Raw genomic sequence first — 24,781 nt, forward strand, 5'->3', positions numbered from 1 at the left:
GCCGGAGCCGGACCGAGCGCGAGCCGGGACGCGTGCCGGATATGGCAGCCGAGGCGTCCGTACCGATCACGGGCGCTCGGATCGCGGCCTACTCCGATCCGTCTTCCATTGCGCCGCTGTGGATCTCGCGTTCTATTGCGACCGCGGCGTAGTGCTGGCCACGAGCGCGCAACTGGGCGATGCGTCGGTGCAGGGCCTCGGTGCCGTAGACGGCGGCGATATCGGCGACGCCGAGCCGGCGGGAGCGATGTAGCGGCTGATCCATGTGAAAGACCTTCGGGATGTAGCGAGGAGTCTCGTGGCAACGCTGACACGGCTCGGTGAAGCTCCTCTGTTTTCGGGGCGAGTGTAGGTCGGTGTTCGATACAGATGCAAGTACAGATGCGCGAACATCGCTGTGTGATAACGGTTTTGGCAACGCGTCGTGATCTTGGACGGGTCGGCTGTCTCGGTCGGTTGTTCCTCGGGCCGAAAAGCCGGCGGCGGCGGAATCGGTCGGCGGTGACCCGGGAGCGCCCGCCGCCCGGAAGCGCCGAATGGCTTGTCGTCGAAACCGTTGTTGGCCGCTCGTCACGGTGGTACTGTCCAGACACATGTCCAGCTATCTGTCCCAACGGTTGTATCCGTCAGAGCGGGGCCTGGATGAACCTGTTCTCGAAATCGAGGTGTGTGTGATGACAGCCAGGGTGTCCGGCGCTGAGGTGGGGAGAGCGCCGTGAAGATCTCCGTCGACCTCGATCTGTGCCAGGGGCACGCCGTCTGCCAGTCCGAGGCGCCCGCCGTCTTCGCCGTGCCCAAACGCGGCCAAGTGGAGATCCTCGATCCCAGCCCGGGTCCTGAGCAGCGCGAAGCGGTCGCGAGCGCGATCCGCTACTGCCCGACCGGAGCGCTCTCCCGCACCGACGACGAGACCCACCACGCCGCGAAAGGTGCTCGCTGATGGCGACTTACGACCGCGCCGAACTCGACGAGATGATCCGCCGCTGGATTCTGGAGAACCAGCGTTGCGAGGAGAAGGGCGACTGGAAGCCCCTCGCCGAGATGTACACCGTGGACGCCACCTACGGTTGGAACTACGGTCCCACTCAGGAATTCATGGCGGTCGGCCGCGACGAGATCCGCGAAATCGCCCTCGGGCAGGAGATGACCGGGCTGGAGGGCTGGACCTACCCGTACCAGGAATTCGTGGTCGACGACCGCTCCGGCACGGTGATCGGTTTCTGGAAGCAGGTCGCCGACGCGCAACGCCCCGACGGGCGCCCGTACAGCCCGGAGGGCATCGGCGGCAGCTGGTTCCGCTACGGCGGTGATTTCCAATGGTCGTGGCAGCGCGACTTCTTCGACTTCGGCAACGTCTCGGCGCTGTTCATGGAGATGATCACGAACAACGCGCTGACCCCCGGCATGCAGCAGCGCATCGCCCGCTCGACCTCCGGTACGCCGCTGCCGGGCTGGTACCGCGTCGGCGAAGCGCCTGTCGCGCTCTGGTGACGGCGATGAGCACGACACCGAGCCGCTACGCGCGATTCTCCCGGCAGACGCTGGCCGCGCTGGTGCCGGAACTGCTGCTGTGTGGGCACCTCATCGACCGCTCCGGAATGGCGCACTCCATCGCCGCGTTCGGCAGGACGGGCATGGCGGAGGTCGCGATCGAGGAGTGGCAGCTGGCCAGTCCGGTGTACACGCGCAGGATGCAGCGGGCGCTGGGTTTCGCGGGCGACAGCGTGCCGACCATCTTCAAGGGGTTGCAGCTCGACATCGGCGCGCCGCCGCAGTTCATGGATTTCCGCTTCCGCGTCGAGGACCGCGATCATGGCGAGTTCTGGCTCGACCACTGCGGCGCGCTGGCCGACGTGGAGCCGATGGGCGAGGACTTCGTCGTCTCGATGTGCCACGACATCGAGGACCCGACCTTCGACGCCACCGCGCTGGCGACCAATCCGCACGCGCAGGTGCGCCCGATCCACCGTCCACCACGCCATCCCGCCGACCGCACGCCGGTCTGCGCATGGCGGGTCAGCATCGATCCGACGCACGAGCCGCCGCCGACGCCGCGCAACGCCGGTCTCGTCGCCGAATCCGAGGCCGCCCGAACGGAATTGGAACCCATCGACGCCGCGGACGACGGGCTGTCCGACTATGCCGGACCGCTGCTGAGCGACCTGCGTTTCGCGGACTTCTCGCACTCGGCGCTGGTGCGCATCGCCGAAGAGGTGTGCCTCCAGCACCACCTGCTCACCCTCGGCTTCGTGCTGGCCGTACGGGCCAGGGCCGACGCGCCGACCGCGACGGCGATCGCGCGCAAGCAGTTCACCGGCATCGCCGGGCTCACCGCGGACCGCATCCGGCGCTGCCTGCGCCTCGGCGACGACGCGGAGGCTCTCGCCACTGTGCTCGCGGCGCATCCGGCGCTGAACCCGCTGGCCTACACCGGCATCACCATCGACCATGCGGACAGCGGTGTGCGCCTGCGTATTCCGCGCGACAGTGGCGCCGGAGCCGACGGCACGTGGCCCGCCATGCTCGCCGCCGACCAGCTCGCGCCGCTGGACGCCCTGGCCCGAGCGGTGAACCCGCGCTGGTTCGCCACGGCCGTCGATGTCGAGGACGGCGTGCTCACCGTCGATTTCGGACTCGCCGACACACCGTTTCGCGAATGTGCCGAGGTGGCGGTCACACGCTTCAGCACCGGCGCGGGCTTCGAGTTCGCCGATCGCGGAAAACCTTTGCCGCTCACCGTGGTGTGACGGCCGACGAGCGAGACGACATCAGATGGCCAACAATTTCGCCGACCTTTTCGAGCACGCCGTCGACGCCATGCCCGACCGGATCGCGGTACTCCAGGGCGGGCGCCGGGTGCGATTCGCGGAGCTGGACGCCAGGGCCAATCGGCTGGCGCACCACCTCGCGGCCTCCGGCGTCGGATCCGGCGCCCACGTCGGTTTCCAGATGCACAACAGCGTGGAGACCATGGAGACGTTGATCGCCTGCTTCAAGCTCGCGGCGGTCCCGATCAACATCAACTACCGCTACGGCCCGGCGGAACTCGCCTACGTCTACGACAACGCCGATCTGGACGCGCTCGTGTACCACGCCAGCTATTCGGATGCGGTGCGGGAGGCCAGGTCTCGGGCCTCGCGCGTGCGGCACGCGCTCCGCGTCGACGATGAAACCGTGCACCCGGACGACGCCGACGCCTTGCCGTACGAGAGCGCGCTGGCGGAGCGTCCCTCGACGAGGCCCGCCGTGCGGCGCGGTCCCGACGACCTGTTCATGATGTACACCGGCGGCACCACCGGGCTGCCGAAGGGCGTCATGTGGCGGCAAGAGGACATGTGGCGGGTGCTCGGCGGCGGCATCGATTTCTACACCGGTGAACCCGTCGCCGACGAGTACCAGCAGTCGCGCGCCGGCGCGGCGGGCGAGCCGGGCACCTGGTTCGTACTGCCGCCGCTGATCCACGCGGCGGCGATGATGCCGACCTTCACCGCGCTGTGGTCGGGCAACGCGGTGATCTTCGAGCGCCGCTTCGATCCCGCCGCGGTGTGGGCGCGCGTGGCGCGGCATCGGCCGCAGGTGCTGGTGATCACCGGGGACGCCATGGCGCGGCCGCTGATCGACGCCTACCGGCGGCGGCCCGCCGACGCGTCCTCGTTGCTGGCCATCGCCTCCGGTGCGGCTTTGCTTTCGCAGGCGACGAAGAACACCCTGCTCGAGATGTTCCCGTCGGCGGTCGTGTCGGACTCCATCGGGTCGTCCGAAACAGGTTTCGGCGGGATAGGTTTCGCGCAGAAGGACGACGATCCGGCGCGCGGACCCCGGGTGCGGACCGGTCGCGGCGCGGTGGTGGTCGACGACGAGGGCCGCCCGGTGGCGCCGGGCGCGGAAGGCTGGCTGGCGAAGACCGGGGCGGTGCCGCTCGGCTACTACAAGGATCCCGAGAGGTCCGCCCGGCTGTTCAAAACCGTGGACGGTGCGCGCGTCGTGGTGACCGACGACCGCGCCAGGGCCGAGACCGACGGTTCGGTGACCCTCATCGGGCGCGGCGACATGGTGATCAACACCGGCGGCGAGAAGGTGTTCGTCGAGGAGGTCGAGGGCGTGCTGAAGGCGCACGCGCGGATCTACGACGCGGTGGTGGTCGGCGTACCGCACGAGCGCTGGGGCCGTCAGGTCGCCGCTGTCGTGAACGCGGCGGGGTCCGGCCCGATCGATTTCGGTGCGCTGGAACAGCATGTGCGCCGTCACCTCGCCGGATACAAGGTGCCGAAACAGATCTGGGTCACCGACGCCATCGCGCGCTCGCCCAGCGGCAAACCGGACTACCGCTGGGCCGAGGACCACGTCACAAGCCGCGCGCCCGATCACCGATCCCCCTGAAACGCACCGCAGCATGGCATTCCATCCCAGGAGGTAGACATGACCGCACCGTCGATGCCGGCGGGTTTCGACTTCACCGATCCCGCGCTGTGGCAGAACCGCAGTCCCGTCGAGGAATTCGCACTGTTGCGCCGCACCGCGCCGGTGTGGTGGAACGCGCAATCCGACGATGCCTCGGGCGGCTTCCGCGACGGGGGCTATTGGGTGGTGAGCAAACTCGAGGACGTCAGGGAGATCTCGCGCCATCCGGAGGCGTACTCCTCGCAGCGCAAGGGCGCGATCATTCGCCTGCCGGGCGACATCACCCCGGAGCAGATGGAACTGACCGGCGCGCTGCTGGTGAACATGGACGCACCCAAGCATTCCAAGATCCGCCGGATCGTCTCCAAAGGATTCACCCCGCGCGCGGTCGAAAGCCTGCGCGCGGCCCTGACCGAACGGGCCGAGCGCATCGTGCACGCCGCGAAGCGCACGGGCGGTGGCGATTTCGTGCAGCAGGTGGCCTGCGAGCTACCCCTGCAGGCGATCGCCGAACTGCTCGGCGTGCCGCAGGAGGACCGGCGCAAGCTCTTCGACTGGTCGAACCAGATGCTCAACTACGACGATCCCGAGTACGGCGACCCGACGGTGGCCTCGGCCGAAATCCTCGGCTACGCGTGGAACATGGCCGAGCAGCGGCGCGGTTGCCCGGCGCACGACATCGTCTCCGAACTGGTGCACGCCGACGTCGACGGCGAGGCGCTGGCCTCCGACGAGTTCGGCTTCTTCGTCATCCTGCTCGCGGTCGCGGGCAACGAGACGACCCGCAACGCGATCACGCACGGCATGAAGGCCTTCGTGGATCATCCCGAGCAGTGGGAGATCTACCGCGAGCGCCGCCCCCGCACCGCACCCGACGAGATCGTCCGGTGGGCCACTCCGGTCACCGCGTTCCAGCGCACGGCGACCGAGGACGTCGAGCTGGGCGGTCAGCGCATCCGGGCCGGCCAGCGGCTCGGATTGTTCTACAGCTCGGCCAATTTCGACGAGGACGGCTTCGCCGACCCGTTCGTCTTCGACATCCTGCGCGATCCCAATCCGCACGTCGGCTTCGGCGGGACGGGCGCACACTACTGCGTCGGCGCGAACCTGGCCCGGCTGGAGATCGACCTGATGTTCAACGCGATCGCCGACGCGATGCCCGCACTGCGCCAGGTCTCGGATCCGGTGCGGTTACGGTCGGGCTGGATCAACGGGGTCAAGAGCTGGCAGGTCCGCTACGAGTGAGCCGGTGACGCTCGGACGGCCGCGGTGTGGCGCCGCGGCCGTCCGCGCATGTCCGCCGGAGTCCCTGCGCTCAGTCGCCCAGCCCGCCCCGCCTGCGGTAGCGCACCCGGCATGGCTGCTCCAGCTGCACCACCATCTTCGAGTGGTCGTTGCGGTAGCTCTCCGAGGGCTGGGCCATCTCGAATTCCCAGTCTCGCAACAAGATCGAGAAGATCGCCTTGAGCTGCATGAGCGCGAACGCGGCGCCGACGCAGCGGTGCCGCCCCGCCCCGAACGGGATCCAGGTCCAGCGATTGACGATGTCCTCCTGGTTCGGGTCGATATAACGGCCCGGATCGAAGGCGTCGGGGTTCGGAAAGTCCTCGGGCAGCCGGTTCGAGATGGCCGGTGTGGCGGCGACGTGGTCGCCCTCGGTGATGCGGTGACCGCAGACCTCGAAATCGCCCCTGGCGACACGCATCAGGATGATCAGTGGCGGATGCAGCCGCAGCGTTTCCTTCAACACCGCCTCCAGGCGCGGGATCTGGCGCAACGCACCGAAACTCACCGGCGAGCCGTCGGCGTACAGTTCGTCCAGCTCGGTGACGACGCTGTCCAGCAGCTCAGGGTGGCGCAGCAGTTCGATCACGGTCCAGGCCGCGGTGCCCGAGGTGGTGTGGTGTCCGGCGAACATCATCGAGATGAAGATGCCGGTGATCTCGCTGGCGCTGAAGCGCGGCGCGCCGTCCTCGTCCGGCACCGAGACGAGCACGTCGAGCATGTCGCGGTCGCCACGCTCGGCGGGAGCGCGGGCGGCCCGCTGATCCATGATTCCCTGCACCAAGTCGACGAGCGCGGCGCGGGCCTCGTCCCTGCGACGGAAGCTTTCGATCGGTGCGTAGGGGTCCACGTAGGCCAGCGCGTCGGTGCCGCGTTCGAGCTCGTGGTACAGGTGCGCGAACCTGCCGTCCAGTTCGTTGCGGAACTTCACGCCGATGAGGCAGGCCGAGGAGGTGTAGATGGTCAGCTCGGCGAAGAAGTCGAGCAGGTCGATCTCGCCCTCGTCACCCCAGCGCGCCAGCATCCGCTCCACCTCGGCGGCGATCGTGGCGGCGTGGCCGCGCATGTGCTCGGCCCGCAGCGCCTGGTTGTGCAGCATCTCCTTGCGGCGTTCCGGACTGGCGTCGAAGACGACGCCCTCGCCGAAGATCGGCTTCATGAACGGATAGGCCGCGCCCTGGTCGAGATCCTCGTCGGCGGCCCGGAAGAAGAACTCGTTGGCTTCCGCCCCGGAGAGCAGGATGACCTGTTTGCCCGCCAGTTCGAAGGCGCCGATGTCGCCGCACTCGGCGCGCACCCGGCGCATCAGCGCGATCGGGTCGGAGCGGAACTCCTCGAGATGTCCGTGCTCGTGCTCGCCGCCGGAGACGCGCTGTGGTTTCGCCAGAATCATCGGAAATCCTTCCACAGATACCTGTCCAGACATATGCTGGACACGTGTCTGGACAGTACTACTGTCGGCCGGACGCGAGCAAGGGATACGCGATCGCGCGATCGCGCGCAGGGCCCTCGCGAAGGGGTGAAGAGTTGGACGTACGGCAACAGTCCTTCCGGGGGCGCTTCCCGAACCTGTGGGCCGCGTGGGTGACGCTGCGGCTCAAAATCGCCGGGATGGCGCTGGTTTCGACGATCGTGGGGGTGCTAGTGCTCGCCATGGCGCTGTACACGGGTCGCTTCCAGCCGACCGCCACGGTCGTGGTGGACGCGCCGCGCACCGGACTGGTGCTCGATCCCGACGCCGCGGTGCGCGTGCGCGGCGTCGAGATCGGGCGCGTCGCAAGCGTCGAACCGCACGACGGCCGGGTGCGGCTCAGGTTGGCGCTCGACCCGGACCTGCTGCGCATGGTCCCGGAGAACACCCTGGTCGACATCCGCTCGACGACGATTTTCGGGGCGAAGTACGTGAACTTCGTGCCACCCGCCGCCCCGTCGCCGCGCCCGCTCGCGCCGGGGGCGCTGATTCGCGGGGAGTCGGTGACGGTCGAATTCAACACACTGTTCCAGCGACTCTCGATGCTGCTGGCGGCGGTCGAACCAGCACGGGTGAACGCGACCCTCGCCGCGCTGAGCGCGGCGTTGCAGGGGCGCGGCGACACGTTCGGCGATCTACTGGCGCGCACCGATGCCGTACTGCGAGAACTGAATCCGAGCCTGCCCCAGCTCGGGCGCGACATGGCCGCCACGGCCGGGGTCGCCGGTCTCTACGCCGACACCGCGGGGGAGCTGCTGCGAACGGTCGACAACGCGACCGCGACCGGCGTGACAGTCGCCGACCGGGCGGAGGACCTGGACGAAATGCTGCTCAACGTGCTGGGTCTGGCCGAGACCACCCGGGCGGTCCTCACCGAGAACGAGCGGCAGCTGGCGACGGCGGCCCGGCTGCTGCGGCCAGGGACCGAGCTGTTGCACGACTACCGCCCGGTGCTGCGCTGCGTGATCATGGGCATCACCTCCGTCATGCCGCTGGCGAACACGATATTCGGCGGGATGAAGCCGGGGGCGGTGTTCAACAGCAACTTCATGTTGGCTTCGGAGCCGTACGAGTATCCGGAGGATCTGCCGAAGGTCAACGCGACCGGCGGTCCGGACTGCTCCGGAATCGAACAGCGTATGCCGGGTTCGCATGCGGACTACGTCGTCACCGACACGAACGAAGGGGCGCCGTTCGTCCCGCCGACCAGCGCCCGGCTGCACGCGAATCCGCCGGCGGTGTTCGAGATCTTCTTCGGCGGACTGCCCGGCGTCGGACACCGGTGAGGACGGTCATACGTCGAGCAGGTGCGGCAGTCCCGCGCGGTAGCGATCGGCGTCGAGGCGCTTGGCCGGATCGAAGACGGGCAGCGAGACCAGCGGATAGATCGGTGTGCGCGGACCGGGGTCCCCGGCGGCGTCCATGATCGCATTGGCCGCGGCGCGGCCGGACTCGTTCGCGCCCTCCATGGTCGCGAGGTCGATGTGGCTGCGCACGTGGTCGCCGCCGAAGAACAGATTGGGGACGGCGCAGTGCGCCGACGGCCGGTGGTCGTAGGAGCCGACGGTGTTGACCAGCAGCGGTGTCGCGTTCTCGATTTCGCCGCCGCGCCAGCTGATTCCGGGATCGAGATGCCAGGAGTGAATATCCTCGTCGCGCAGCCAGCCCGTCGCGGTGTTGAGCCATTCCTTCAACTGCGCCCACACTTCCGCCGCGATCTCCTCGCGGGAGCACGCCTTGGCCGGCCTGCCGTACAGCAAACCGGGGGAGTCCCAGTCGGAGATGTCCACCGAAAGACATTCGCATACCGAGCCGTCCCCGTAACGGGCCGCGAAATCGCCCACCCACATGGGCGCTTGGCGCAACGCGGTGAGCGCCCACGGCGAACCGAGCGCGGCGATATGGCCCTCCGGCAGCTCGGTCGGCCGGGTCAGGTAGTACTGAATGCCCACCATCCAATCGGTCTGCAGATCGTGCATGCCGGCCAATCGCGGGTCCGCGTCGAGGATCTCGTCGCTGAGCAGAGGCAGCGTTCGCTCGACCGGCATGGCGCAGACGTACCAGTCCGCCGTGACGGTATCGGCCCCGCCGTTCGCACCGCGCACGATCGCCGAGGCGACGCGTCCACCGCGCAATTCCAGCGCGCTCGCGCCCCGGTTCATGACGAAACGAACACCGAGCGAACGCAGATAGCCGACCCAGGGGTCGATCCACGCCTCGTTGGTCGGGCGATTGAGGATGCGGTCGATGCCCGCGGCGTATTGCGGAATCGCTCCGGTGGCGGCCAGCACCAGCGCCTCGCCGATGGTGCCGATCGTGCGCGCCGAGCTGAGGTGCGGTTTGGCGGCGACGGTGATCCGGGTGAGCGCACTGACCAGGTAGTCGCGGTAGGCGGGGGACTTGCCCTCGGCGCGCAGGATCTGCTCCCAGGTAACGTACTCCCATTGCCCGAAACGCCGCTGCTCGCAAGAGGTGAACCACACCGTCATCTGCTTGGCGAAGAACGCCAGTTCGTGCGGCGGCAGCTCGGGAACGAAACCGAACGCGCTGATCAGGGTGTTCTGCAGGCGTTGCGGTGTCAGCTGATCGATCGCGCCGAACTCGACGGGCGCGAAAATCGGCGCGCGCCCGCGGAATCCGGCGACGGTGCCCTCGACCCGCACCAGGTTGCCCGCGACGCCGTCGGGATTGCCGGGGTACGGAATGCGCCGCATGGTGTCGGGAAGGTTCTGATAGCAGCCGGGGAAGAATCGAAAGCCGTGCTCGCCGGGCAGGTCGAGCCGACCTTCCGTGCCGGTGCCGTACACCCCCATGCTCCTGGCCTTGCCGCCCAGGAACGCGGGCTCGTAGACGGTGACCTGGTATCCGCGTTCGGCGAGCTCGTGGGCGGCGGAGAGCCCGGCGACGCCGCCGCCGAAGATCGCGACGGTTCGTCCTGGCGCGGGCGTTCGCCGCGCCGGGGGCACTGCGCGGGCCATCGGAGCGCTCGCTGCCAGGCCGACGCCCGCCGCGATGGCCGCGCGTAGGACATCGCGACGGGTCGGCGAGATACCGGAAAACGGTCGCTGATCACGCATGTCGAACTCCTGGTCAGGCGGCTGTGGCGGGCGTGATGGCCTGATGCGTGCGCGACTGCCACCGGTCGGCGGCGGTGTCGCGGGCTTCGTGGAGGAGTTCGGTCAATACCGGACCGACCCAGGGCCAGGCCGCGCGCAGAGCGCCGATGGCGAGCGCGGCGGCGAGGCCGGGAGTGAAGACGTCCTTCGGATCCTTGGTTCGGGAGAAGATATCGGTGACCGCCCGCGCCAGCTCTGGGTCGCCGGTGGCCCGGCGATAGAGCTGAATCTCCAAGCGGCTCATGGCCGTCGCTCGGGCCAACCGGTTCGTCCACTGGTAGATGCCGAGACATTCGGTGAGGCGCTGGACCTCCCAGGCGTGCAGCGCCGCGTCCAGGCGCCGCGGCTCGTGCAGCACCGGGGCGGCGAGTTCGCCGAGCCGCCTGCCGTAGTGCAGTGCGTCCCGAATGCCCTGCGCCGTAATGGGGTCCTTGAAATGTCCCGCGTCGCCCGGCAACGCCCACCCCGGTCCGCTGGATCGCCGGAAATAGGAACCGAGTCCGGTCGCCGAGCGGACGCGACCGACGCGCTCGCACCCCGCGAGCCGCGCCGCCAGCCCCGGAATTCGTTCGATCGCTTCGCGATAACGCTGTTCGGCTCCGCCGCGTCCTGGATGGTCCTGGCTCGCGGGCGGTTGCACAAGGGCCAGCAGTAGCCCGTCGTCGCAGGGGAACGCGGTGCCGAGATCTGGGCCGTCGCGCCATTGCGCCGCCACGTCGCGCCAATCGGCCGCTGTATCACGCCAATACGCGAAGTAGCAGTCCCGTCCGCTCGGCACGGAGAGGCGAGGACGGGACGCGCCGATCAGCCGGGCCACTGTGCTGCGTCGTCCGTCGGCCCCGACGACGAGAGCGGCGCGCAGGTCGTGCGTACCGGACGAGTCGGTGTACCGCACGCCCGCGCATCGTGTTCCCTGCCAGAGCAATTCGCCGACGCGCGCGCCCTCGCGTAGCCGCGCGCCCGCGTCGGCCGCGGTGGCCGCGAGCGCGGCGTCCAGGCCGGGGCGGCGCACGCACAGCGCGTAGTCGACGCCGTCGACCGGCGCGAACGAGGAGCGGATGGCATGACCGGCGCCCGCGGCGAACGCCGTCCGCAGCGGCGGCGCGCCCAGCTCCTCGACGCGACCGAGCGCACCGAGACGCCGCAGCTCCGCGACCCCGCCGGGCCACAGCAGGTGCGTGGAGAGCGTGTCGGAGGGGAACCGAGTTGCCTCCAGCAACACGACCCGCACACCGGCCCGCGCGAACGCGGCGGCCGCCGCCGACCCGGCGCAGCGCGCGCCGACCACGACGACGTCGGTTTCCTCGACCGGGTGGGCAGAAGTGCCGCTCATCGTCGAACCGCCTCGGTCACTGCGTCTCGGACATGGTGTCCGATCGATGGTGCGGCTCGGCGCGCCTCCATGTCAACGCCCGCACGGCAGAATGGAACTCATGGATCGATGCAGCGGACGATCGTGGCGTCTTGCCGTCGCGCGACGTGCGGGCGGCGGATGCCTTCGCTGACGAGAGGACCGAAGAACGCGCGCAAGCAGGTCGACGACCGGCGCGTGGAATTCGAGCGGCGTGTCCTGGGCGCCGTGGAAGAACTACTCGCCGACGGGACGCCCTACACCGAGATCGCGGTGCAGAAGATCGCCGCGGCCTCGGGTTCCGCGAGATCGACCTTCTACCGCTACTTCCCGGACAAGAGTCAGCTGCTGATCCGCATGGCGGAGGTGGCGACCGCGGACCTGTTCGACGCGGCGGAGACGTGGTGGCGCGCCGATCACGACGACATGACCGGGGTGGTTCGCGCGATCGGCAGCATGATCGCGGGATTCCGGGAACATCGCTATCTGCTGCTTGCGTTGAGCGAACTCGCCGCCTATGACCGCGACGTGGGGCGGTACTGGCGCGGCCGGGTCGCGTCTTTCGTGGACGTGGTGCGCACTCGGCTCGAGACGGATCGCGCCGCCGGCCGGATCAATTCGTCCGTCGACCCGATCGCGACGGCGGTGGTGCTGACCGCGATGGTCGAGCGATCGATCACGGCCGCCTTCGCGGCGAGTTCGGTCCTCACCGACGACGCGCTGGCGGAATCGTTGGGGCGCGCGATCTGGCTCGTCGTCTACGGTGACGCGCCGGACGCGTGAGCAAAGCGTAGTTACTGCACCGCAACGAGATCCGTGCGACGCTTATTCGTCGTCCAGGCCCGCGGACAAGTACGCCGCCGCCGCGAGCCACTGCCTGCACTGCGGGCCGTGCACCTCGTGGACGTGCAGGATCTCCCGGGCGCGGCGATAGGTGAGCCCACCGGGTTCGGCGCCGCAATCGGCGGCGGACACGTCGCCCACGGCGGGTGGTCGCAGCGTCTCGACACCGGCGCCCCCGAAGAGCGTGTCCCGGTGGGGAGTTCGAAATGGCTGACTCATGTCGACCGCCCCTCGCGTCTGGCAATGGGGAGGCGAATTGTCTGGCGACGCCGGCGTGAACTCCCTGCGTGCCTCCCCGACTTCTCTTGGCCCGAGTTTAGGGCCGCGTACCTTACAGATGCAAGTACATTTGCACGAACGACCAGAAAATATGGAAAAGGGCGGCCGTCGACGGGGGTCAACGGCCGCCGTTGTGGCACAGGAACTTTGCGCCGCGCTCCGTAATTTTTCCTGACGCGTCAGTAATTTCGCCGACCGGGCGTGCTTATCTATGACACGTCAGGATATTTCGGCGCGCCTGCCATTCGCCGGCTCGCCGTTGTTCCCGGTGCTCGCGTCAGGGTTTGCGCGCGACGGCTCCGTACGCGGAAATCGGCCGGATCTCGCCCACCTCGGCATTCTGGGCGCGCCACTGGGTGATAGAGGTGAAGCCGGGTTCGACCAACTCCAATCCATCGAAGACGGCGCGAATCTGGGCCTGCGGGCGCGGCACGTACGGCACGCCGCCGGTGCCGGTGTAGTTCTCGCAGAGGGTCACATATTCCTTGCTGTCGTCGGTGCCGTCCCACATCACCAGGTAGCTGCCCGACGGCACGGCGTCGAGCACCGTGCGGACGATGCGCAGCAATTCGTCGTAGGTCTTCGCGTGGCCGAGCACGCCCATGAACATGACGGCGATCGGCTGGTTGAAATTGAGCACGTTCCGCGCGTCGGCGATGATCTGCTCGGTGTCGTGGAAGTCGCGGTCGACGTAGGTGGTGACGCCTTCCGGCGTGGTGCTGGTGAGCAGCGCCCTCGCGTGCGTCAGGACCAGCGGATCATTGTCCACGTAAACGATTTTCGCGTCGGGGGCCACGCTCTGCGCCACCTCGTGGGTGTTCTGCATGGTCGGCAGGCCGGTGCCGATGTCGAGGAACTGGCGGATGCCGATCTCGCCGGCCAGGTAGCGGACCGCGCGGATCAGGAACTGGCGCGACTGCACGGCCATCGTGGTGATGTCGGGGTCGACCTCGATGCCCGCATCGCCGGCCACCCTGTCGATTTCGTAATAGTCCTTGCCGCCCATCCAGTAGTTCCAGATTCGCGCGGAATGGGGGATGTCGGTGCGGATGAGTGGGCTCTGGTCTTCGGGCATCGCGTTGGACTCCTCGGTAACGTGCGTGCTGGCCGGATGTCCGCTGCCCTTGACCGATGTTCGGGGCGCGCCGCGCGCGTCTGACTCCGAGGTTGTCGCGAATGGACGGGACATCCGATGTGCTCTGTGACAGTACAAGATTCGGGTGGGCCGAGCGGACCGGATGCGCCAGCTGATCACGGTCTTTCCGGAAGTTACGAACCACCGGCCTCAAAGCCGACCGGTAGGTCCGAATTATTCTGCGCCGCATGGTGAACTTCGTGCTATCGTCCGAGCGTGGGTGCAAATGCAAGAACGTTTGAGAGTGCATCTGCAAGCACCCAGCGGATATGTCCCTCACACTGGCAGTAACCGAGGAGTGGGAAATGTCGGGTACAACCACACACAAGATCACTGGCGCATGGCGTAAGAGTTCGTTCAGCGGCCCAAGCGGCGGCAACTGCGTCGAGGTGGCGGAGGTGTCCAATGGCCTGGTGGCAGTGCGTAACTCGCGCGACCCCGAGGGCGCGGTCCTCTTCTACACGCGTCCGGAGATCGACGCGTTCGTGCGCGGAGCAAAGGCCGGGGAATTCGACGATTTGACTAGCTGAAAGGTAACATTGCGGTCGGTGCGGTGTGTCTCGAAACTACAAGCGTGTGACACACTGGTGGGCAACCCCGAGTATCGGAGACGAACTCCATGATCGCAGAACCCAACGACGACGGCCTCGTGCAATCGGTTGTCCCGGAGCAGGGTCCGACCGTGCTCCGGATCGCCCTGGGTGGGCAGTTGCGCAAGCTACGCGAGAGTTGCAACATCACCCGAGAGGCCGCGGGCGACGCGATTCGTGGTTCGCACGCCAAGATCAGTCGTCTCGAGTTGGGCCGCACCGGCTTCAAAGAACGGGACATCCGTGATCTTCTAACGCTATACGGCGTCACCGATCCCGTCGAACGCGAGCGGTTCCTCGCGTTGGCCAGACAGGCGAACGAGCCCGGCTGGTGGCATCGTTACAGCGACCTGCTGCCCTCGTGGTTCGGCACCTATCTGGGATTGGAGCAGGCGGCCAACAAGATTCGCACCTATGAGGCGCATCTGGTGCCCGGCCTGCTACAGACACCCGAATACGCCAGGGCGGTCTTGTCTCTCGGCAACGACAACGCCGACACCGAACGGCGCGTCGCCGTGCGCCAGCGCAGGCAGGAGATCCTGCATCGGACGGATCCGCCGATCGTCTGGGCGGTGATCGACGAGGCCGCACTGCACCGGCCGGTGGGCGGGCCGCAGGTGCACCGCGAGCAGATGGAACACCTCATCGCGCTGGCCGGCCTGCCGAACGTGACCCTTCAGGTCCTGCCGTATTCGGCGGGCGAGCACGCGGCCGCGGGCAGCTCTTTCAGCATCCTGCGCTTCGCCCAGCCCGAACTGCCCGACATCGTGTACCTGGAGCACCTGACCAGCGCCCTGTACCTGGACCGCAGGCAGGATCTGGCCCTGTACCTCTCCGTGATGGACCGCTTGAGCGTGCAGGCATTGCCGCCGCAGAAGTCGGTCGAAATGCTGGCGTCGTACGCGGAGGGGCTAGTGACGACCACCGGGCAGCACTGAGGATTCGCCCTGCGCGACTGGGGAAGCTGTGCGGCGCGGCAGAAGATTGCCGAGTGGCCGCCGAAGAAGACTTACCGAGCGCCGCTGACGACTGCGTGGTGTCGCTGAAGGTCGCCCCATCTGGTCGAGGACTGCGAGGTGTCGTCGAATGGTCTACTGCCGCCTGAGAAATATCTACCACGTGCCGCCGAAGATCGCGTGGTGTCGCTGAAGATCAACTGTGTGGCTGGGTTCGGCGCGGTGCAGACGACGCGGAGCGTCGGTTGAAGACGATCTATCAGACGGTGCTCGAGCTGCGTTGTCGTCGAAGATCAGCCGGTGCGGCCGTGCGGCGGGGCGCCGCCGATATGACCGAGCATCCGCTGAAGAAGATTTGCCGGACGCCCTCTGATGACTGCGTGGTGTCGCTGAAGATCGGCTCGTGCGGCTGAAGACGGCGAGCAGTGCCGAGTTGACCGAGCGCCGCTGGATCCAGTGCGGGTGCGCTGGAGGTGGATGCGGTGCCGTCGACCACCACCCGGGTGCGCCGGATGATACCCTTCCCCACCGAAGATTACGAGCGGTCGTGTTTCTGATTCGTGCCGCCACTGACGCGGGCCGAAAGGTATTGTCCGCGTGCGGATCTCGCCGTAGCCCTGCGTTTCATCGTCGGCCCACGCGATACGAGAGAACGGCGAGGTCGCCGCGTGCACCGGCTCGGCGGACGGAGGGGAATGTCCGTCCGTGCCATGACAGGCGAGATCCCTTGGCGCGCAGCATGTTCGGCTGGCGCGCGCGGGGTGATGAACCGGCTACTGCCTGATGAAGGTGGACGCGATGCGCCAGAACGTCGCCGGCTGCAACGCCTCGAGATCCCAGTCGTCCGCCATGGCGTGCGCCGTGGACACGATCCGATCGATGTCGAAATCGTTCCTGGTGGCCGCGCCGGTGGACTCGACGGCATCGATGACGAACGCGACTGCCGTTTCTCGTGAGTACGCGGTATTTCTGTGGCCGCTCCGGGCCGACGATGTGCTCATAGCTCTACCGTTCGCTGGCTGGTCGGCCAGTGCGGCGTCGGCGAACCCGATCCGGCCGCCGGTAAGTGGTTGGTCCATTCGAACGCCCCTGACTGTAGGCGGCAGCAAACCTCCGGCGACTTTTGCCATCGGTTCGCCCACACGGCCTCCCCTGGTTGTCCCCTATATAGCTTTGCGGAACTGAGTTTAGGTCCGTGTGCCTTTCATATGCAAGTACATCTGCACGATCGATTGTATTCGCGCAAAAGGTTTTTCACACTTGTGACCGGAACCGCCCGACATTCCGACCGGGCGGTTCTCGGGATCGCCGTGGCGGCGCCGGGGTTCGCCCTCTCACGGTATCCTCCCTCGTGCGTCGATGTCCGCGCTTGGCCAGGTCGGAAGGCGTTCGCTGCGGCGGTGCGCGCGGCGCTGCCCCGCCTGTGCGCGCGCGTCGGCGCAGGCGCGCTGGTAAGCGGCCGCTCCGTCGAGTGGGCGGTCCTCTCGCGCCCGCGTGCCGCGGGGCCTCGAATGGTGAATCGGCGGCGTCGGGAAATCGTTTCGGATTCGGCGCGGAATCGCGGGCCCGCAGCGGCCGGATAAGTCGGCCGACGGAACCGTCTTTGAGGTTCCTCCGGCCGAATCCGATGCGTCACACGATATTCAGCAATCAATTAGCTACTGATACCGGCGACTGCGTCGGCCGTCGGCGTATCCCCCGCGACGAGGTCGAGCGTAGTGCGCACGGTGTTCGGAGCGGACAGCACGGCGGCGAGGACGGCCGCGACATCGGCGCGGGCAATACTGTCGCGACCGACCCGGTCCGCGCTCAGGGTGACCCGCCCGGTGCCCTCGGTGTCGAGCAGCCGACCCGGACGCAGGATCGTCCAGTCCAGATCGCGGGCCCGAAGATCGTCCTCGGCTTGGGTTTTGGCATCGATGTAGGCGGCCCACACCTCGTCGGCGCCGGGCGCGGGCGGCAGACCTGCGCCCATGGTGGAGATCTGCACGAAACGACGGACGCCCGCCTGCTCCGCGGCCTCGGCGAGCAGCACCGAGCCACCCTTGTCGACGGTGTATTTGCGGGCCGCGCCGCTGCCCTGCCCAGCGCCCGCCGCGAAGACGACGGCATCCGCCCCGGTCAGCGCGGCGGCGAGTGCGGACAGGTCGGTCCGTTCCAGATCCAGCACGACAGGACGGGCGCCGGTGGCGGCGACATCCGCGGCGTGGTCGGGGTTGCGGATCAGGCTGTCGACGGAGTGGCCCGCCGCGGCGAGCGATTCGGCGAGTAGCAGGGCGATCTTGCCGTGCCCACCGGCGATCACGATGCGCATGGGTGTCCTTTCCTGAAGCGGGTGGCGATCCGTCAGCGTTCGGGTCCGCCCGGGTTGCACGACGCTTGCACGGTGGCCGGGTAGCCGACCGCGGGCCGCCACGGTTCGAGATTCCAGCTCGGCTTGTTCGGCTGGACCAGGCGCGCCCAGTCCCAATGGCAGACGAACTGGTCGCGCATACCGGGAGCGTCGGCGTCGGGGGACTGGGCGAGAACCTCCTGCCAGGCCCGCTCGTCCGAGCCGGGATAGGTGGTGCGGCGACCCGCCTCCGACGGAAAGACGAGCAGGCGAGCGCCGTCCACGTTCTCGGTCCACTCCACGTGATCGACCAGCGGAATTCCCTCGTAGGGGTCGACCGTCGGCTGCGCCGCGATGGGGGTGGCGGGCGAAGTGGTCGCGATCGGTGCGGTCGTCGGCGTCGCGGTGGCGCGCGCGGAAGACGTCGGCGAGGCGACCGCGGAGGTCGTGGTAGCGGACGAGTCCTCGCCGCCGCATCCGGCGACCGCGACCGACAACAGCAGCGCGACCGCCGCCCCGTGCACCGCGCGCGGCCGCCGGTCGTGTGCTGTCCGCGTCCGCTGTCTCACTGTCGTTCCCTCCCGAGGCGCTGTGCTGTCCGGCGCGGCCGCTGTGCTGTTCGTGGCCGCTGTGCTCTTATGGCGTCGCTGCCGTGCTGTCCTGCGCGGTCGCTGCGGTGTCCACCGCGACCGCTGTGCTGTCCGGCGTGGCGCGGGCATCTCGGTCGAGCGTAGTCGTGCGCGAGCGGACGACGTCCGTCGATGGCCCGCTCCGGCCGGGGGTACCTCGTCCCGAGCGGGACACCGAATGTGGCGTCTTGCCCTTCCGGCATCGATGCGGCAATCATCGGTCGATGAAGCGTGCACTGATCATGGGGGGCGTGCTCGGGGTTGTGGTCTCGGTGCTTGCGCCCGTCGGCATCGGTGCGGCGGACCCGGCCGGACCGCCCGGTTCGGTCACCGAGGTGTCCTCGTTGCCGCAGGTCGTCGCCGTGGCGGACGCGGGCGCCGCGCTGCGGCTGGTCTACTGGTCGCGCGGTCCGCGGGGACCGATGCAGAGCAGCGGCGCGATCTACCTGCCACCCGGTCCGCCGCCGCCAGGAGGATGGCCGATCGTGGCCTACGCGCACGGCACGGTGGGGATCGCCGACCACTGCGCGTTCACGGTGCAGCCGCGCCGCCTCTATCTCGACACCGTCTATCCGGAGTTGCTGCGCGCCGGCTACGCCGTGGTGCTCTCCGACTATGTCGGGCTCGGCACGCCCGGCACGCACCCGTACCTGGATGGACCGTCGCAGGCGCGCAGCATGATCGACGGTGTGCGCGCCGCGCGGACCGTCGTGCCCGAGCTGAGCGACCGGTGGGCCGTGCTCGGGCAGTCCCAAGGCGGGCAGACCGCCCTGTTCACCGCGCGCATCGCACCGGAGGACGCGCCCGAGCTGCGGCTGCGCGGCGCGGTCGCCACCGGGCCGCCGTCGCATCTGGAGAACATCGCGCCGCTGCTCGGCCCCTGGGTGCCGCGGCTTCCGCTCCGGATGACGACCGCGTATTTCGCCTCGATCCTCGTGGGGTTGCGCGAGACCGCCCCCGAAGTCGACGTGGACAGCTATCTGACCCCGGTAGGCCGGGACGTGCTCGCCCTTGTCGAGCGCGAGTGCGTCACCGAGGCCGACGCCATGGTGCGCGACATCTCGATCGGCGAAATGCTGGCCAAGCCGCTGGCGGATCCGGCGCTGCCTGCCGCGGCGCGCTCGATGCTGCGCGTACCGACCGAAGGCCACACGGTGCCGCTGTTCATCGGCCAAGGGCTGACCGATCGTGACGTGCCCGCACCCCTGAGCGCGGGCCTGGTCGCCGAGCTGACGCTCGCGGGCGCCGATCTCGAGGTCGTGGTCTACCCCGGCGACCACCTCGCTACCGCCCGTGACTCGCTGCCGGACACGATGGCCTTCCTCCATCGCGTGCTGGACAGCCCGTGAGGCCGGCGCGCTACCTCGCGCTCAGCGCCACAGCGACCGGCACGGCAACCTGCGCAGCTCGGGCCTGACCTTGCCGTCCACGGTGACGGTGAGACCGGCGTGCAGCGCGGCGCTGGTGAACTCCCACGCCTCGGTACTGGTCGCGGCGTACTCGAGCACGATCTCGTCCGCGGGCGTTGGCCCGTCGAAGTAGACGGTCACGCGCCGGGTCGGCGCGTCCGCGACACCTCGCCACCGCTCCGCGATGTGTTGCGTGCCGTCCATGCCACCGTCTCCTTCCGGTCCGGCGCGGCCATACGCCGGTTACTCGACGGTAGGTCCAGGACCATACGGAAGAACATGTTCCATCCCACTGGCTGGACAAGTCACAGGTGTCGCGGTGGCTCGGTGGGGATTCTCACGAGTATCTGTGCGCGGCGGTCACAGCGTGTCGCGATCGAAACTGTGAATAGGCAACACGTTGCGCTCCGCATCTGCCATTCCCGCCGAGCGTTGATGAGGATGATCCCCAACGTTGGACCCACTGGGGAGGCGCAAGTCCATGAGGAAGGCCCTACGTGCGCTCGGTGCCGCGGCGCTCGGAGCGATGATGGTCGTCGCGGGGGCGGGGGTGGGCCATAGCGAACCGCTCTATCCGGCGCCCGATCCGGATCCGTTCTACGCCGCGCCACCTGACCTCGCCGACAAAAAGCCCGGTGAGGTGCTCGCGGTGCGGCAGATGCCGCCGCTGCTGATCTTCCCGGACACCACCGTCACGCTGGTGCGGTTCCGTTCGACCAGCTCGCAGGGCAAGCCGATCGCGGCCACCACGACGGTGCTCACGCCGAAGGCACACCACAAGGACGGCCCGCTGCTGTCCTTCCAGCACATCATCAACGGACTCGGCGCCGAGTGCTCGGTGTCGCGGGTGCTCTACACCGGCGATCCGAACCTGATCGTGCGCGAGGCGCCCGGCTGGAACGTGCTGTTGCAGCGCGGCTGGAGCGTGGCGCTGCCCGATCATCTCGGTCCGCAATTCGCCTACGGCGCTGCGAAACTCGGCGGTCAGATCACCCTCGACGGCATCCGCGCGGTCAAGCGGGTGTCCGAGTTGCAGGTGGCGCAGAGCCCCACGGCGATGGTCGGCTATTCCGGCGGGGGGATGGCCACCGCGTGGGCGGCCGCGCTCGCGCCGGAGTACGCACCAGAACTCCAGCTCGCGGGCGCCGCGATGGGCGGGGTGCCGATGAACCTGGTCAAGATGATGGAGGGCCTCGGTCTCGGTTCGCACCCGGTGTTCGGTCTCGCCCTGGCCGCCGGACTCGGCCTCGAGCGCGAGTATCCGGAGCGCTTCCCGCTGAGCGAGCAGCTCAACGATCGCGGGCTGGCCGCGCGTGACGCCATTGCCAACAGCTGCACCAACGACATCATCGCGACGGGCGCCGGGCGCGGCGCGATGGACTTCGCCAAGACGACCTCGATGATCGATGACCGCGACGCGCGAGCGGTGGTGGAGGAGAACAGCCTCGAGCTCTACGGGGGCGTGCCCCGCACGCCGGTGTTCGAATGGCATTCCCCCATCGACGGTTTGGTGCCGGTCGACGCGATCGTCAACACCGATCGCCGGTGGTGCTCGGCGGGCGTGCGGGTGCAGGCCGAGCAGATCCCGGTGCCCGATCATCTGACCGCGGCCGTTCTCGGCGTCCCCGCCGCACTGAGCTGGCTCGATGCCCGCTTCCGCGGCGAGCAGGCGCCGACCAACTGCTGAGCACGGAGTGCGCTGGGGCCGCGGAGGTTCCGCCGCACACCACGGCAACAGAGCCGAATCCGCCTCGCGGCGGACCGCATTCGGCACGGTTGTTGCGATTCGGTGTCATGACATGCACAACTCGAGCACGGTCGTGCATCCGCCTCGGCGCGCCCGGTTAGCCTGAGTCCCTGGCCCCGGCGCGACAGGGGGCATTTCGGGGTGGAAGGCCGCATCTCCCGGGCGCCAGGCGAACCCGACTTCGCACCCAGAGGCGTGTGCCATGAGATGCTTGCGTGCCCTTTTCCTGACTGTGCTGCTGGCAGGTTCGGTGACGATGGGCCACGCCGCGGCCCAGCCGCCTGCCGTTCCCGCTCCGCCCCCGCCGCCGAATCTGCCCGCGCTGCCGGATGTTTCGGGATCGCTGCGGGCAGGCTTGCAGGAGCTGATCGATCGGGTGATTCCGCCGCCCGCGATCGTCCTCGCACCGCGCCAGGACGGCGCGGTGCTGGAGACCGCGGGCCTCTCGCCGACGCTGGCCGCGCTGCGCGAGGCGGTGCTGCCCGCGCCGGTCGGCGATCCGATCTTCGACGCGTGGCCGCCCGGACTGGCCGACTACGCCGAGGGCCAGATCATCGAGGTCAGGGATGTCACCGCCACGGCGGGGCTGCTGGTGCTCGTGCCGTTCCGCCGAGCGCTGCTGATGAAATACCGCACCACCGACGCACACGGCAGGCCGTCCTTCGCCACCGCGACGCTCGTGGTGCCCACCGGTGTGTGGACCGGCCCCGGCGATCGCCCGGTGGTGGTGAACAACCTGCCCATCGACGCGCTCGGCCGCGACTGCACACCCGGATACAGCCTGGCCAACGGGTGGACCGACAACACCAGCGTCACCGATTTCATCCCGCCCACAACGCAATTGGCGCTGCTGCGCGGCTACGCGGTGCTGATCCCCGATCACGAGGGCCCCTGGATGGCCTACGCCGAGCCGTATGTCGCCGGGCACGCGGTGCTGGACGCCATCCGCGCCGTGCGCAATCTGCTGCCGGAGGAGTTCGGCGCCAGCGGGTTCGGCATGTTCGGCTACTCCGGCGGCGCCATCGCCACGCACGGCGCGGTCAAACTCCTCGCGGATTACGCGCCGGAACTGTCCGAGGTCGTCGTCGGCGCCGCGCTGGGCGGGGTGCCCGCCGACTACGAGATCCTGGCGCGCAGCATGAACGGCAATCTCGCCTCCGCGGTCTTCATGGCCGCGGTGTTCGCCATCGGCAGGGAGCGCCCGGAGATACTCGGCCGGATGAACCACCTGGCGCAATGGATCACGACCTCACCGGCGAAAGACCTGTGCGGCAGCGTCTTCGGGGCGGCGGGCGTGCTGATGCTGCCCATCGACATCGCCGCGAACTTCGCCGATCCGCTGGAGTCCGACTTCGCCGCCGAGATCTACCGGGTGACGCGGATGGAAGACATGCGCTCGGCGGTGCCGCTCTACATCTTCAACGGCGACCAGGAGTTCTGGATACCAGCCGAGGGCGCGCGCAACCTCTATCGCGAGCAGTGCGAGCTCGGCGCGTCCGCGGTCTACCGCGGCGTGTTCGGCGAACATCTCATCGGCGCGGTAACCGGCTATCCCGAGGCAATGCTGTGGCTGGACGAGCTTCTGCGCGGAACTCCCGCCCGGAACGAATGCTGACCTGTCGGTTTCGTACGCAGACGTTGCGCTGGACCGCAGCCGCGCGATGAACTGATATGACGCTGCACCTCGACACCCCTTCCGCCGCCCAGCAAGCCGCGGCGCTGGTCGGACGGCATTTCCGGCTCGCCGACCACTACGAGGTCGGCCGCGAGAAAATCAGAGAATTCGCCCAGGCCGTGCAGGACTATCACCCCGCGCACTGGAGCGAGGACACCGCCGCGGACTTCGGCTACGACGGTCTCGTCGCGCCGCTGACCTTCCCGGCAATCGTCTGGCTGCACATGCAGCGAATCATGTTCGAAACCGAGCTCAGCTGCTACGACATCAGCCAGGTGCTGCACACCGAACAGCAGGTGCGAGTGCACCGGCCGATCGTCGCGGGCGACGATCTGGTCTGCGAGTGCTCGTTCGAGTCGTTTCGGCAGTTCGGCGCGATGGACATACTGGTCATCCGCAACCTCCTCAGTGACGGCGCGGGGCGGCCGCTGCAGACGGCGCGCAGCACCGTCATCGCGCAGACCGGCATCGAGATGGCGGGCGAACTCGCCGACGCGGTGGCAGGTGTCATGCAGACGCCCGCCGGACGGGGCGATGCCGGCCGTCACGGCGCGGCGCGGATGGCCGAGTGCGCCCAACGCCCGACGGAGGTGGCCGGCACCAGCGACCGGTCCGGCCGGATTCGCTTCGAGGACCTGCGCGTCGGTGATCGACTGCCCGAGCATCGGGTGGCGCTCTCGCGTGGCGACCTGGTCAAGTACGCGGGCGTCTCCGGCGACACCAACCCCATCCATTTCAGCGATGGGGTGGCCAGGGCGGTCGGGCTGCCCGACGTCGTCTCGCACGGTCTGCTGACCATGGGTTTCGGCGCGGGATATCTGACGCGGTGGCTCGGTGATCCCGGTGCGGTGATCGAGTACAGCGTGCGCTTCGCCGATTTCGCCCCGGTGCCCGCGGACCGTAACAGCACGATCGAATTCCGCGGGCGCGTCAAGGAATTGGATCCGCGCGAGCGCGCCGCGACCGTGCAAGTCACCGCCACCTGCGGTGACCGCAAGCTGTTCGGCAGGGCGAGCGCCCGGGTCCGCCTCGCCTGAACCCGATCACCCTCCTTGCATCCAGAGCTGATTCAGGCGCAGGTGGTTCTCCCACCACGCCGAGATGGCCGCGGGGTCGGAACCCTCTGGGGGACGCGGTGATTCGCCGGGGAACAGGCCTTCGTCGTTCGGCGCGCCGACCGCCGTCGTCGTCGGAACCGCCGGTGTGGCGGCCTGCTCGGTGCCCGGTGAGGCGGGTTCTGCGTCCCGTATCGCCGGTCCGTCGTACTGCGTCGGTTCGACCGTGGGCGTCTGCGACCTCGGACGCGGGTCGTTCGGATCGAACGGATCGGCCGGATCGCCAGGGTCGAGGGGCCGCGCGGCCGCATGCGGCGTCGGCCGCACGGAATTCTGCGGTACGCCGGTCGCCGGCGCCGGGATGGTGGACTCGATGACGATGGGTGCGGTGAGTTCGCCAGGGTCCGGCGTGGCAGGGGCCTGGGCCTGAGAGGTCTTCTGGTCCGGCGTGCGCGCCCACACCCCCTCGTCGGTGACGTGCGCGACCGCGATGCCGGACGCGGCGAGC

At 68.6% G+C, this 24,781-nt stretch carries 24 protein-coding genes and 1 pseudogene; 14 read left to right on the forward strand and 11 right to left on the reverse strand.

Annotated features, from left to right (window positions below; all coding sequences use genetic code 11):
- Positions 1-88 precede the first annotated feature (88 nt).
- Complete coding sequence (locus tag NX1_RS37015) at positions 89-265, reverse strand: hypothetical protein (RefSeq protein WP_169812283.1); 177 nt, start codon at positions 263-265, stop codon at positions 89-91.
- 450 nt (positions 266-715) lie between these two features.
- On the opposite strand from NX1_RS37015, the gene NX1_RS25510 reads away from it, so the two are divergent.
- The 5 genes from NX1_RS25510 to NX1_RS25530 are packed head-to-tail and all read left to right on the forward strand — an operon-like array spanning position 716 to position 5,646.
- Complete coding sequence (locus NX1_RS25510) at positions 716-940, forward strand: ferredoxin (protein ID WP_068064186.1); 225 nt, start codon at positions 716-718, stop codon at positions 938-940.
- Positions 940-1,491 carry a Cif family virulence factor gene (locus tag NX1_RS25515; RefSeq protein WP_068064188.1) on the forward strand — a complete coding sequence of 184 codons (552 nt, stop codon included), beginning with the start codon at positions 940-942 and terminating at the stop codon, positions 1,489-1,491. Before NX1_RS25510 ends, NX1_RS25515 begins: the two co-directional genes overlap by 1 nt.
- Before the next feature lie 5 nt (positions 1,492-1,496).
- Positions 1,497-2,747, forward strand: a complete 1,251-nt coding sequence (locus NX1_RS25520) for a hypothetical protein (protein ID WP_174555519.1) — start codon at positions 1,497-1,499, stop codon at positions 2,745-2,747.
- Between the two features lie 25 nt (positions 2,748-2,772).
- Complete coding sequence (locus tag NX1_RS25525; RefSeq protein ID WP_068064190.1) at positions 2,773-4,380, forward strand: acyl-CoA synthetase; 1,608 nt, start codon at positions 2,773-2,775, stop codon at positions 4,378-4,380.
- Between the two features lie 39 nt (positions 4,381-4,419).
- On the forward strand, positions 4,420-5,646 hold the full coding sequence (locus NX1_RS25530) for a cytochrome P450 (protein WP_068064192.1): 1,227 nt from the start codon (positions 4,420-4,422) through the stop codon (positions 5,644-5,646).
- Positions 5,647-5,716: 70 nt separating this feature from the next.
- Here the strand turns inward: NX1_RS25530 and cyp51 are convergent, their stop codons facing one another.
- Entirely contained in the window at positions 5,717-7,078 is a 1,362-nt protein-coding gene (cyp51, locus tag NX1_RS25535) for a lanosterol 14-alpha demethylase (RefSeq protein WP_068064194.1), read from the reverse strand.
- Positions 7,079-7,212: 134 nt separating this feature from the next.
- Here cyp51 and NX1_RS25540 point away from each other — a divergent pair, with 134 nt between their 5' ends.
- A complete protein-coding gene (locus NX1_RS25540; protein ID WP_245668679.1) occupies positions 7,213-8,442 on the forward strand; it encodes an MCE family protein in 1,230 nt (409 codons plus the stop codon).
- Between the two features lie 6 nt (positions 8,443-8,448).
- On the opposite strand, the gene NX1_RS25545 is transcribed toward NX1_RS25540, so the two are convergent.
- The gene (locus NX1_RS25545) at positions 8,449-10,233 is read right to left on the reverse strand and encodes an FAD-dependent oxidoreductase (RefSeq protein WP_068064196.1); all 1,785 of its coding nucleotides are present in this window, start codon (positions 10,231-10,233) and stop codon (positions 8,449-8,451) included.
- A 13-nt stretch (positions 10,234-10,246) separates the two neighbouring features.
- Entirely contained in the window at positions 10,247-11,605 is a 1,359-nt protein-coding gene (locus NX1_RS25550; RefSeq protein WP_068064198.1) for an FAD-dependent oxidoreductase, read from the reverse strand.
- A 159-nt stretch (positions 11,606-11,764) separates the two neighbouring features.
- On the opposite strand from NX1_RS25550, the gene NX1_RS25555 reads away from it, so the two are divergent.
- Positions 11,765-12,406 (forward strand): TetR/AcrR family transcriptional regulator, encoded by a 642-nt coding sequence (locus NX1_RS25555; protein WP_068064200.1) that lies wholly within the window; start codon positions 11,765-11,767, stop codon positions 12,404-12,406.
- 42 nt (positions 12,407-12,448) lie between these two features.
- On the opposite strand, the gene NX1_RS36530 is transcribed toward NX1_RS25555, so the two are convergent.
- Positions 12,449-12,685, reverse strand: a complete 237-nt coding sequence (locus tag NX1_RS36530; protein WP_068064202.1) for a hypothetical protein — start codon at positions 12,683-12,685, stop codon at positions 12,449-12,451.
- A gap of 337 nt (positions 12,686-13,022) precedes the next feature.
- The gene (locus NX1_RS25565; RefSeq protein ID WP_068064204.1) at positions 13,023-13,820 is read right to left on the reverse strand and encodes an SAM-dependent methyltransferase; all 798 of its coding nucleotides are present in this window, start codon (positions 13,818-13,820) and stop codon (positions 13,023-13,025) included.
- 329 nt (positions 13,821-14,149) lie between these two features.
- Between NX1_RS25565 and NX1_RS25570 the strand changes: the two genes are divergently transcribed.
- The 3 genes from NX1_RS25570 to NX1_RS36535 all read left to right on the forward strand — a co-directional run bounded on the left by NX1_RS25570 (position 14,150) and on the right by NX1_RS36535 (position 15,839).
- The gene (locus NX1_RS25570; protein WP_373864915.1) at positions 14,150-14,410 is read left to right on the forward strand and encodes a DUF397 domain-containing protein; all 261 of its coding nucleotides are present in this window, start codon (positions 14,150-14,152) and stop codon (positions 14,408-14,410) included.
- A gap of 89 nt (positions 14,411-14,499) precedes the next feature.
- On the forward strand, positions 14,500-15,408 hold the full coding sequence (locus tag NX1_RS25575) for a Sco1979 family transcriptional regulator (protein ID WP_068064206.1): 909 nt from the start codon (positions 14,500-14,502) through the stop codon (positions 15,406-15,408).
- A gap of 263 nt (positions 15,409-15,671) precedes the next feature.
- Positions 15,672-15,839 carry a hypothetical protein gene (locus NX1_RS36535; protein ID WP_157120046.1) on the forward strand — a complete coding sequence of 56 codons (168 nt, stop codon included), beginning with the start codon at positions 15,672-15,674 and terminating at the stop codon, positions 15,837-15,839.
- 360 nt (positions 15,840-16,199) lie between these two features.
- Here NX1_RS36535 and NX1_RS25580 read toward each other — a convergent pair whose 3' ends face one another.
- From NX1_RS25580 to NX1_RS25590, 3 genes are all read right to left on the reverse strand, one after another.
- Complete coding sequence (locus NX1_RS25580) at positions 16,200-16,427, reverse strand: hypothetical protein (protein WP_068064208.1); 228 nt, start codon at positions 16,425-16,427, stop codon at positions 16,200-16,202.
- Between the two features lie 653 nt (positions 16,428-17,080).
- Positions 17,081-17,740: an NAD(P)H-binding protein gene (locus NX1_RS25585; protein WP_068064209.1), complete on the reverse strand. Its 660-nt coding sequence runs from the start codon at positions 17,738-17,740 to the stop codon at positions 17,081-17,083.
- Between the two features lie 32 nt (positions 17,741-17,772).
- On the reverse strand, positions 17,773-18,327 hold the full coding sequence (locus NX1_RS25590; RefSeq protein ID WP_068064211.1) for a DUF2599 domain-containing protein: 555 nt from the start codon (positions 18,325-18,327) through the stop codon (positions 17,773-17,775).
- A 284-nt stretch (positions 18,328-18,611) separates the two neighbouring features.
- On the opposite strand from NX1_RS25590, the gene NX1_RS25595 reads away from it, so the two are divergent.
- Complete coding sequence (locus tag NX1_RS25595; protein WP_068064213.1) at positions 18,612-19,736, forward strand: alpha/beta hydrolase family protein; 1,125 nt, start codon at positions 18,612-18,614, stop codon at positions 19,734-19,736.
- 21 nt (positions 19,737-19,757) lie between these two features.
- Here NX1_RS25595 and NX1_RS25600 read toward each other — a convergent pair whose 3' ends face one another.
- Entirely contained in the window at positions 19,758-20,000 is a 243-nt protein-coding gene (locus tag NX1_RS25600) for a hypothetical protein (RefSeq protein WP_068064215.1), read from the reverse strand.
- A 277-nt stretch (positions 20,001-20,277) separates the two neighbouring features.
- Between NX1_RS25600 and NX1_RS25605 the strand changes: the two genes are divergently transcribed.
- The 3 genes from NX1_RS25605 to NX1_RS25615 all read left to right on the forward strand — a co-directional run bounded on the left by NX1_RS25605 (position 20,278) and on the right by NX1_RS25615 (position 24,255).
- Positions 20,278-21,483, forward strand: coding sequence for a lipase family protein (locus tag NX1_RS25605; protein ID WP_068064217.1), 1,206 nt, complete (start codon positions 20,278-20,280; stop codon positions 21,481-21,483).
- 262 nt (positions 21,484-21,745) lie between these two features.
- Entirely contained in the window at positions 21,746-23,158 is a 1,413-nt protein-coding gene (locus NX1_RS25610) for a lipase family protein (protein WP_068064219.1), read from the forward strand.
- Positions 23,159-23,214: 56 nt separating this feature from the next.
- On the forward strand, positions 23,215-24,255 hold the full coding sequence (locus NX1_RS25615) for a fused (3R)-hydroxyacyl-ACP dehydratase subunits HadA/HadB (RefSeq protein ID WP_068064220.1): 1,041 nt from the start codon (positions 23,215-23,217) through the stop codon (positions 24,253-24,255).
- 6 nt (positions 24,256-24,261) lie between these two features.
- On the opposite strand, the pseudogene NX1_RS37020 reads toward NX1_RS25615, so the two are convergent.
- Positions 24,262-24,781, reverse strand: a pseudogene (locus NX1_RS37020) (hypothetical protein); the annotation flags it as partial.

The sequence above is a fragment of the Nocardia xishanensis NBRC 101358 genome, from assembly GCF_001613365.1.
Lineage (GTDB): Bacteria > Actinomycetota > Actinomycetes > Mycobacteriales > Mycobacteriaceae > Nocardia > Nocardia xishanensis.

Coding starts and splice junctions, on each gene's coding strand:
- NX1_RS25520 (WP_174555519.1), top strand. CDS start 1,497: ATGAGCACGACACCGAGCCGCTACGCGCGATTCTCCCGGCAGACGCTG.
- NX1_RS25585 (WP_068064209.1), bottom strand. CDS start 17,740: ATGCGCATCGTGATCGCCGGTGGGCACGGCAAGATCGCCCTGCTACTC.
- NX1_RS25580 (WP_068064208.1), bottom strand. CDS start 16,427: ATGAGCACATCGTCGGCCCGGAGCGGCCACAGAAATACCGCGTACTCA.
- NX1_RS25575 (WP_068064206.1), top strand. CDS start 14,500: ATGATCGCAGAACCCAACGACGACGGCCTCGTGCAATCGGTTGTCCCG.
- NX1_RS25600 (WP_068064215.1), bottom strand. CDS start 20,000: ATGGACGGCACGCAACACATCGCGGAGCGGTGGCGAGGTGTCGCGGAC.
- NX1_RS25530 (WP_068064192.1), top strand. CDS start 4,420: ATGACCGCACCGTCGATGCCGGCGGGTTTCGACTTCACCGATCCCGCG.
- NX1_RS25610 (WP_068064219.1), top strand. CDS start 21,746: ATGAGATGCTTGCGTGCCCTTTTCCTGACTGTGCTGCTGGCAGGTTCG.
- NX1_RS37015 (WP_169812283.1), bottom strand. CDS start 265: ATGGATCAGCCGCTACATCGCTCCCGCCGGCTCGGCGTCGCCGATATC.
- NX1_RS25555 (WP_068064200.1), top strand. CDS start 11,765: ATGCCTTCGCTGACGAGAGGACCGAAGAACGCGCGCAAGCAGGTCGAC.
- NX1_RS25565 (WP_068064204.1), bottom strand. CDS start 13,820: ATGCCCGAAGACCAGAGCCCACTCATCCGCACCGACATCCCCCATTCC.
- cyp51 (WP_068064194.1), bottom strand. CDS start 7,078: ATGATTCTGGCGAAACCACAGCGCGTCTCCGGCGGCGAGCACGAGCAC.
- NX1_RS25570 (WP_373864915.1), top strand. CDS start 14,150: ATGTCCCTCACACTGGCAGTAACCGAGGAGTGGGAAATGTCGGGTACA.
- NX1_RS25595 (WP_068064213.1), top strand. CDS start 18,612: ATGAAGCGTGCACTGATCATGGGGGGCGTGCTCGGGGTTGTGGTCTCG.
- NX1_RS25605 (WP_068064217.1), top strand. CDS start 20,278: ATGAGGAAGGCCCTACGTGCGCTCGGTGCCGCGGCGCTCGGAGCGATG.
- NX1_RS25550 (WP_068064198.1), bottom strand. CDS start 11,605: ATGAGCGGCACTTCTGCCCACCCGGTCGAGGAAACCGACGTCGTCGTG.
- NX1_RS36530 (WP_068064202.1), bottom strand. CDS start 12,685: ATGAGTCAGCCATTTCGAACTCCCCACCGGGACACGCTCTTCGGGGGC.
- NX1_RS25545 (WP_068064196.1), bottom strand. CDS start 10,233: ATGCGTGATCAGCGACCGTTTTCCGGTATCTCGCCGACCCGTCGCGAT.
- NX1_RS25615 (WP_068064220.1), top strand. CDS start 23,215: ATGACGCTGCACCTCGACACCCCTTCCGCCGCCCAGCAAGCCGCGGCG.
- NX1_RS25525 (WP_068064190.1), top strand. CDS start 2,773: ATGGCCAACAATTTCGCCGACCTTTTCGAGCACGCCGTCGACGCCATG.
- NX1_RS25515 (WP_068064188.1), top strand. CDS start 940: ATGGCGACTTACGACCGCGCCGAACTCGACGAGATGATCCGCCGCTGG.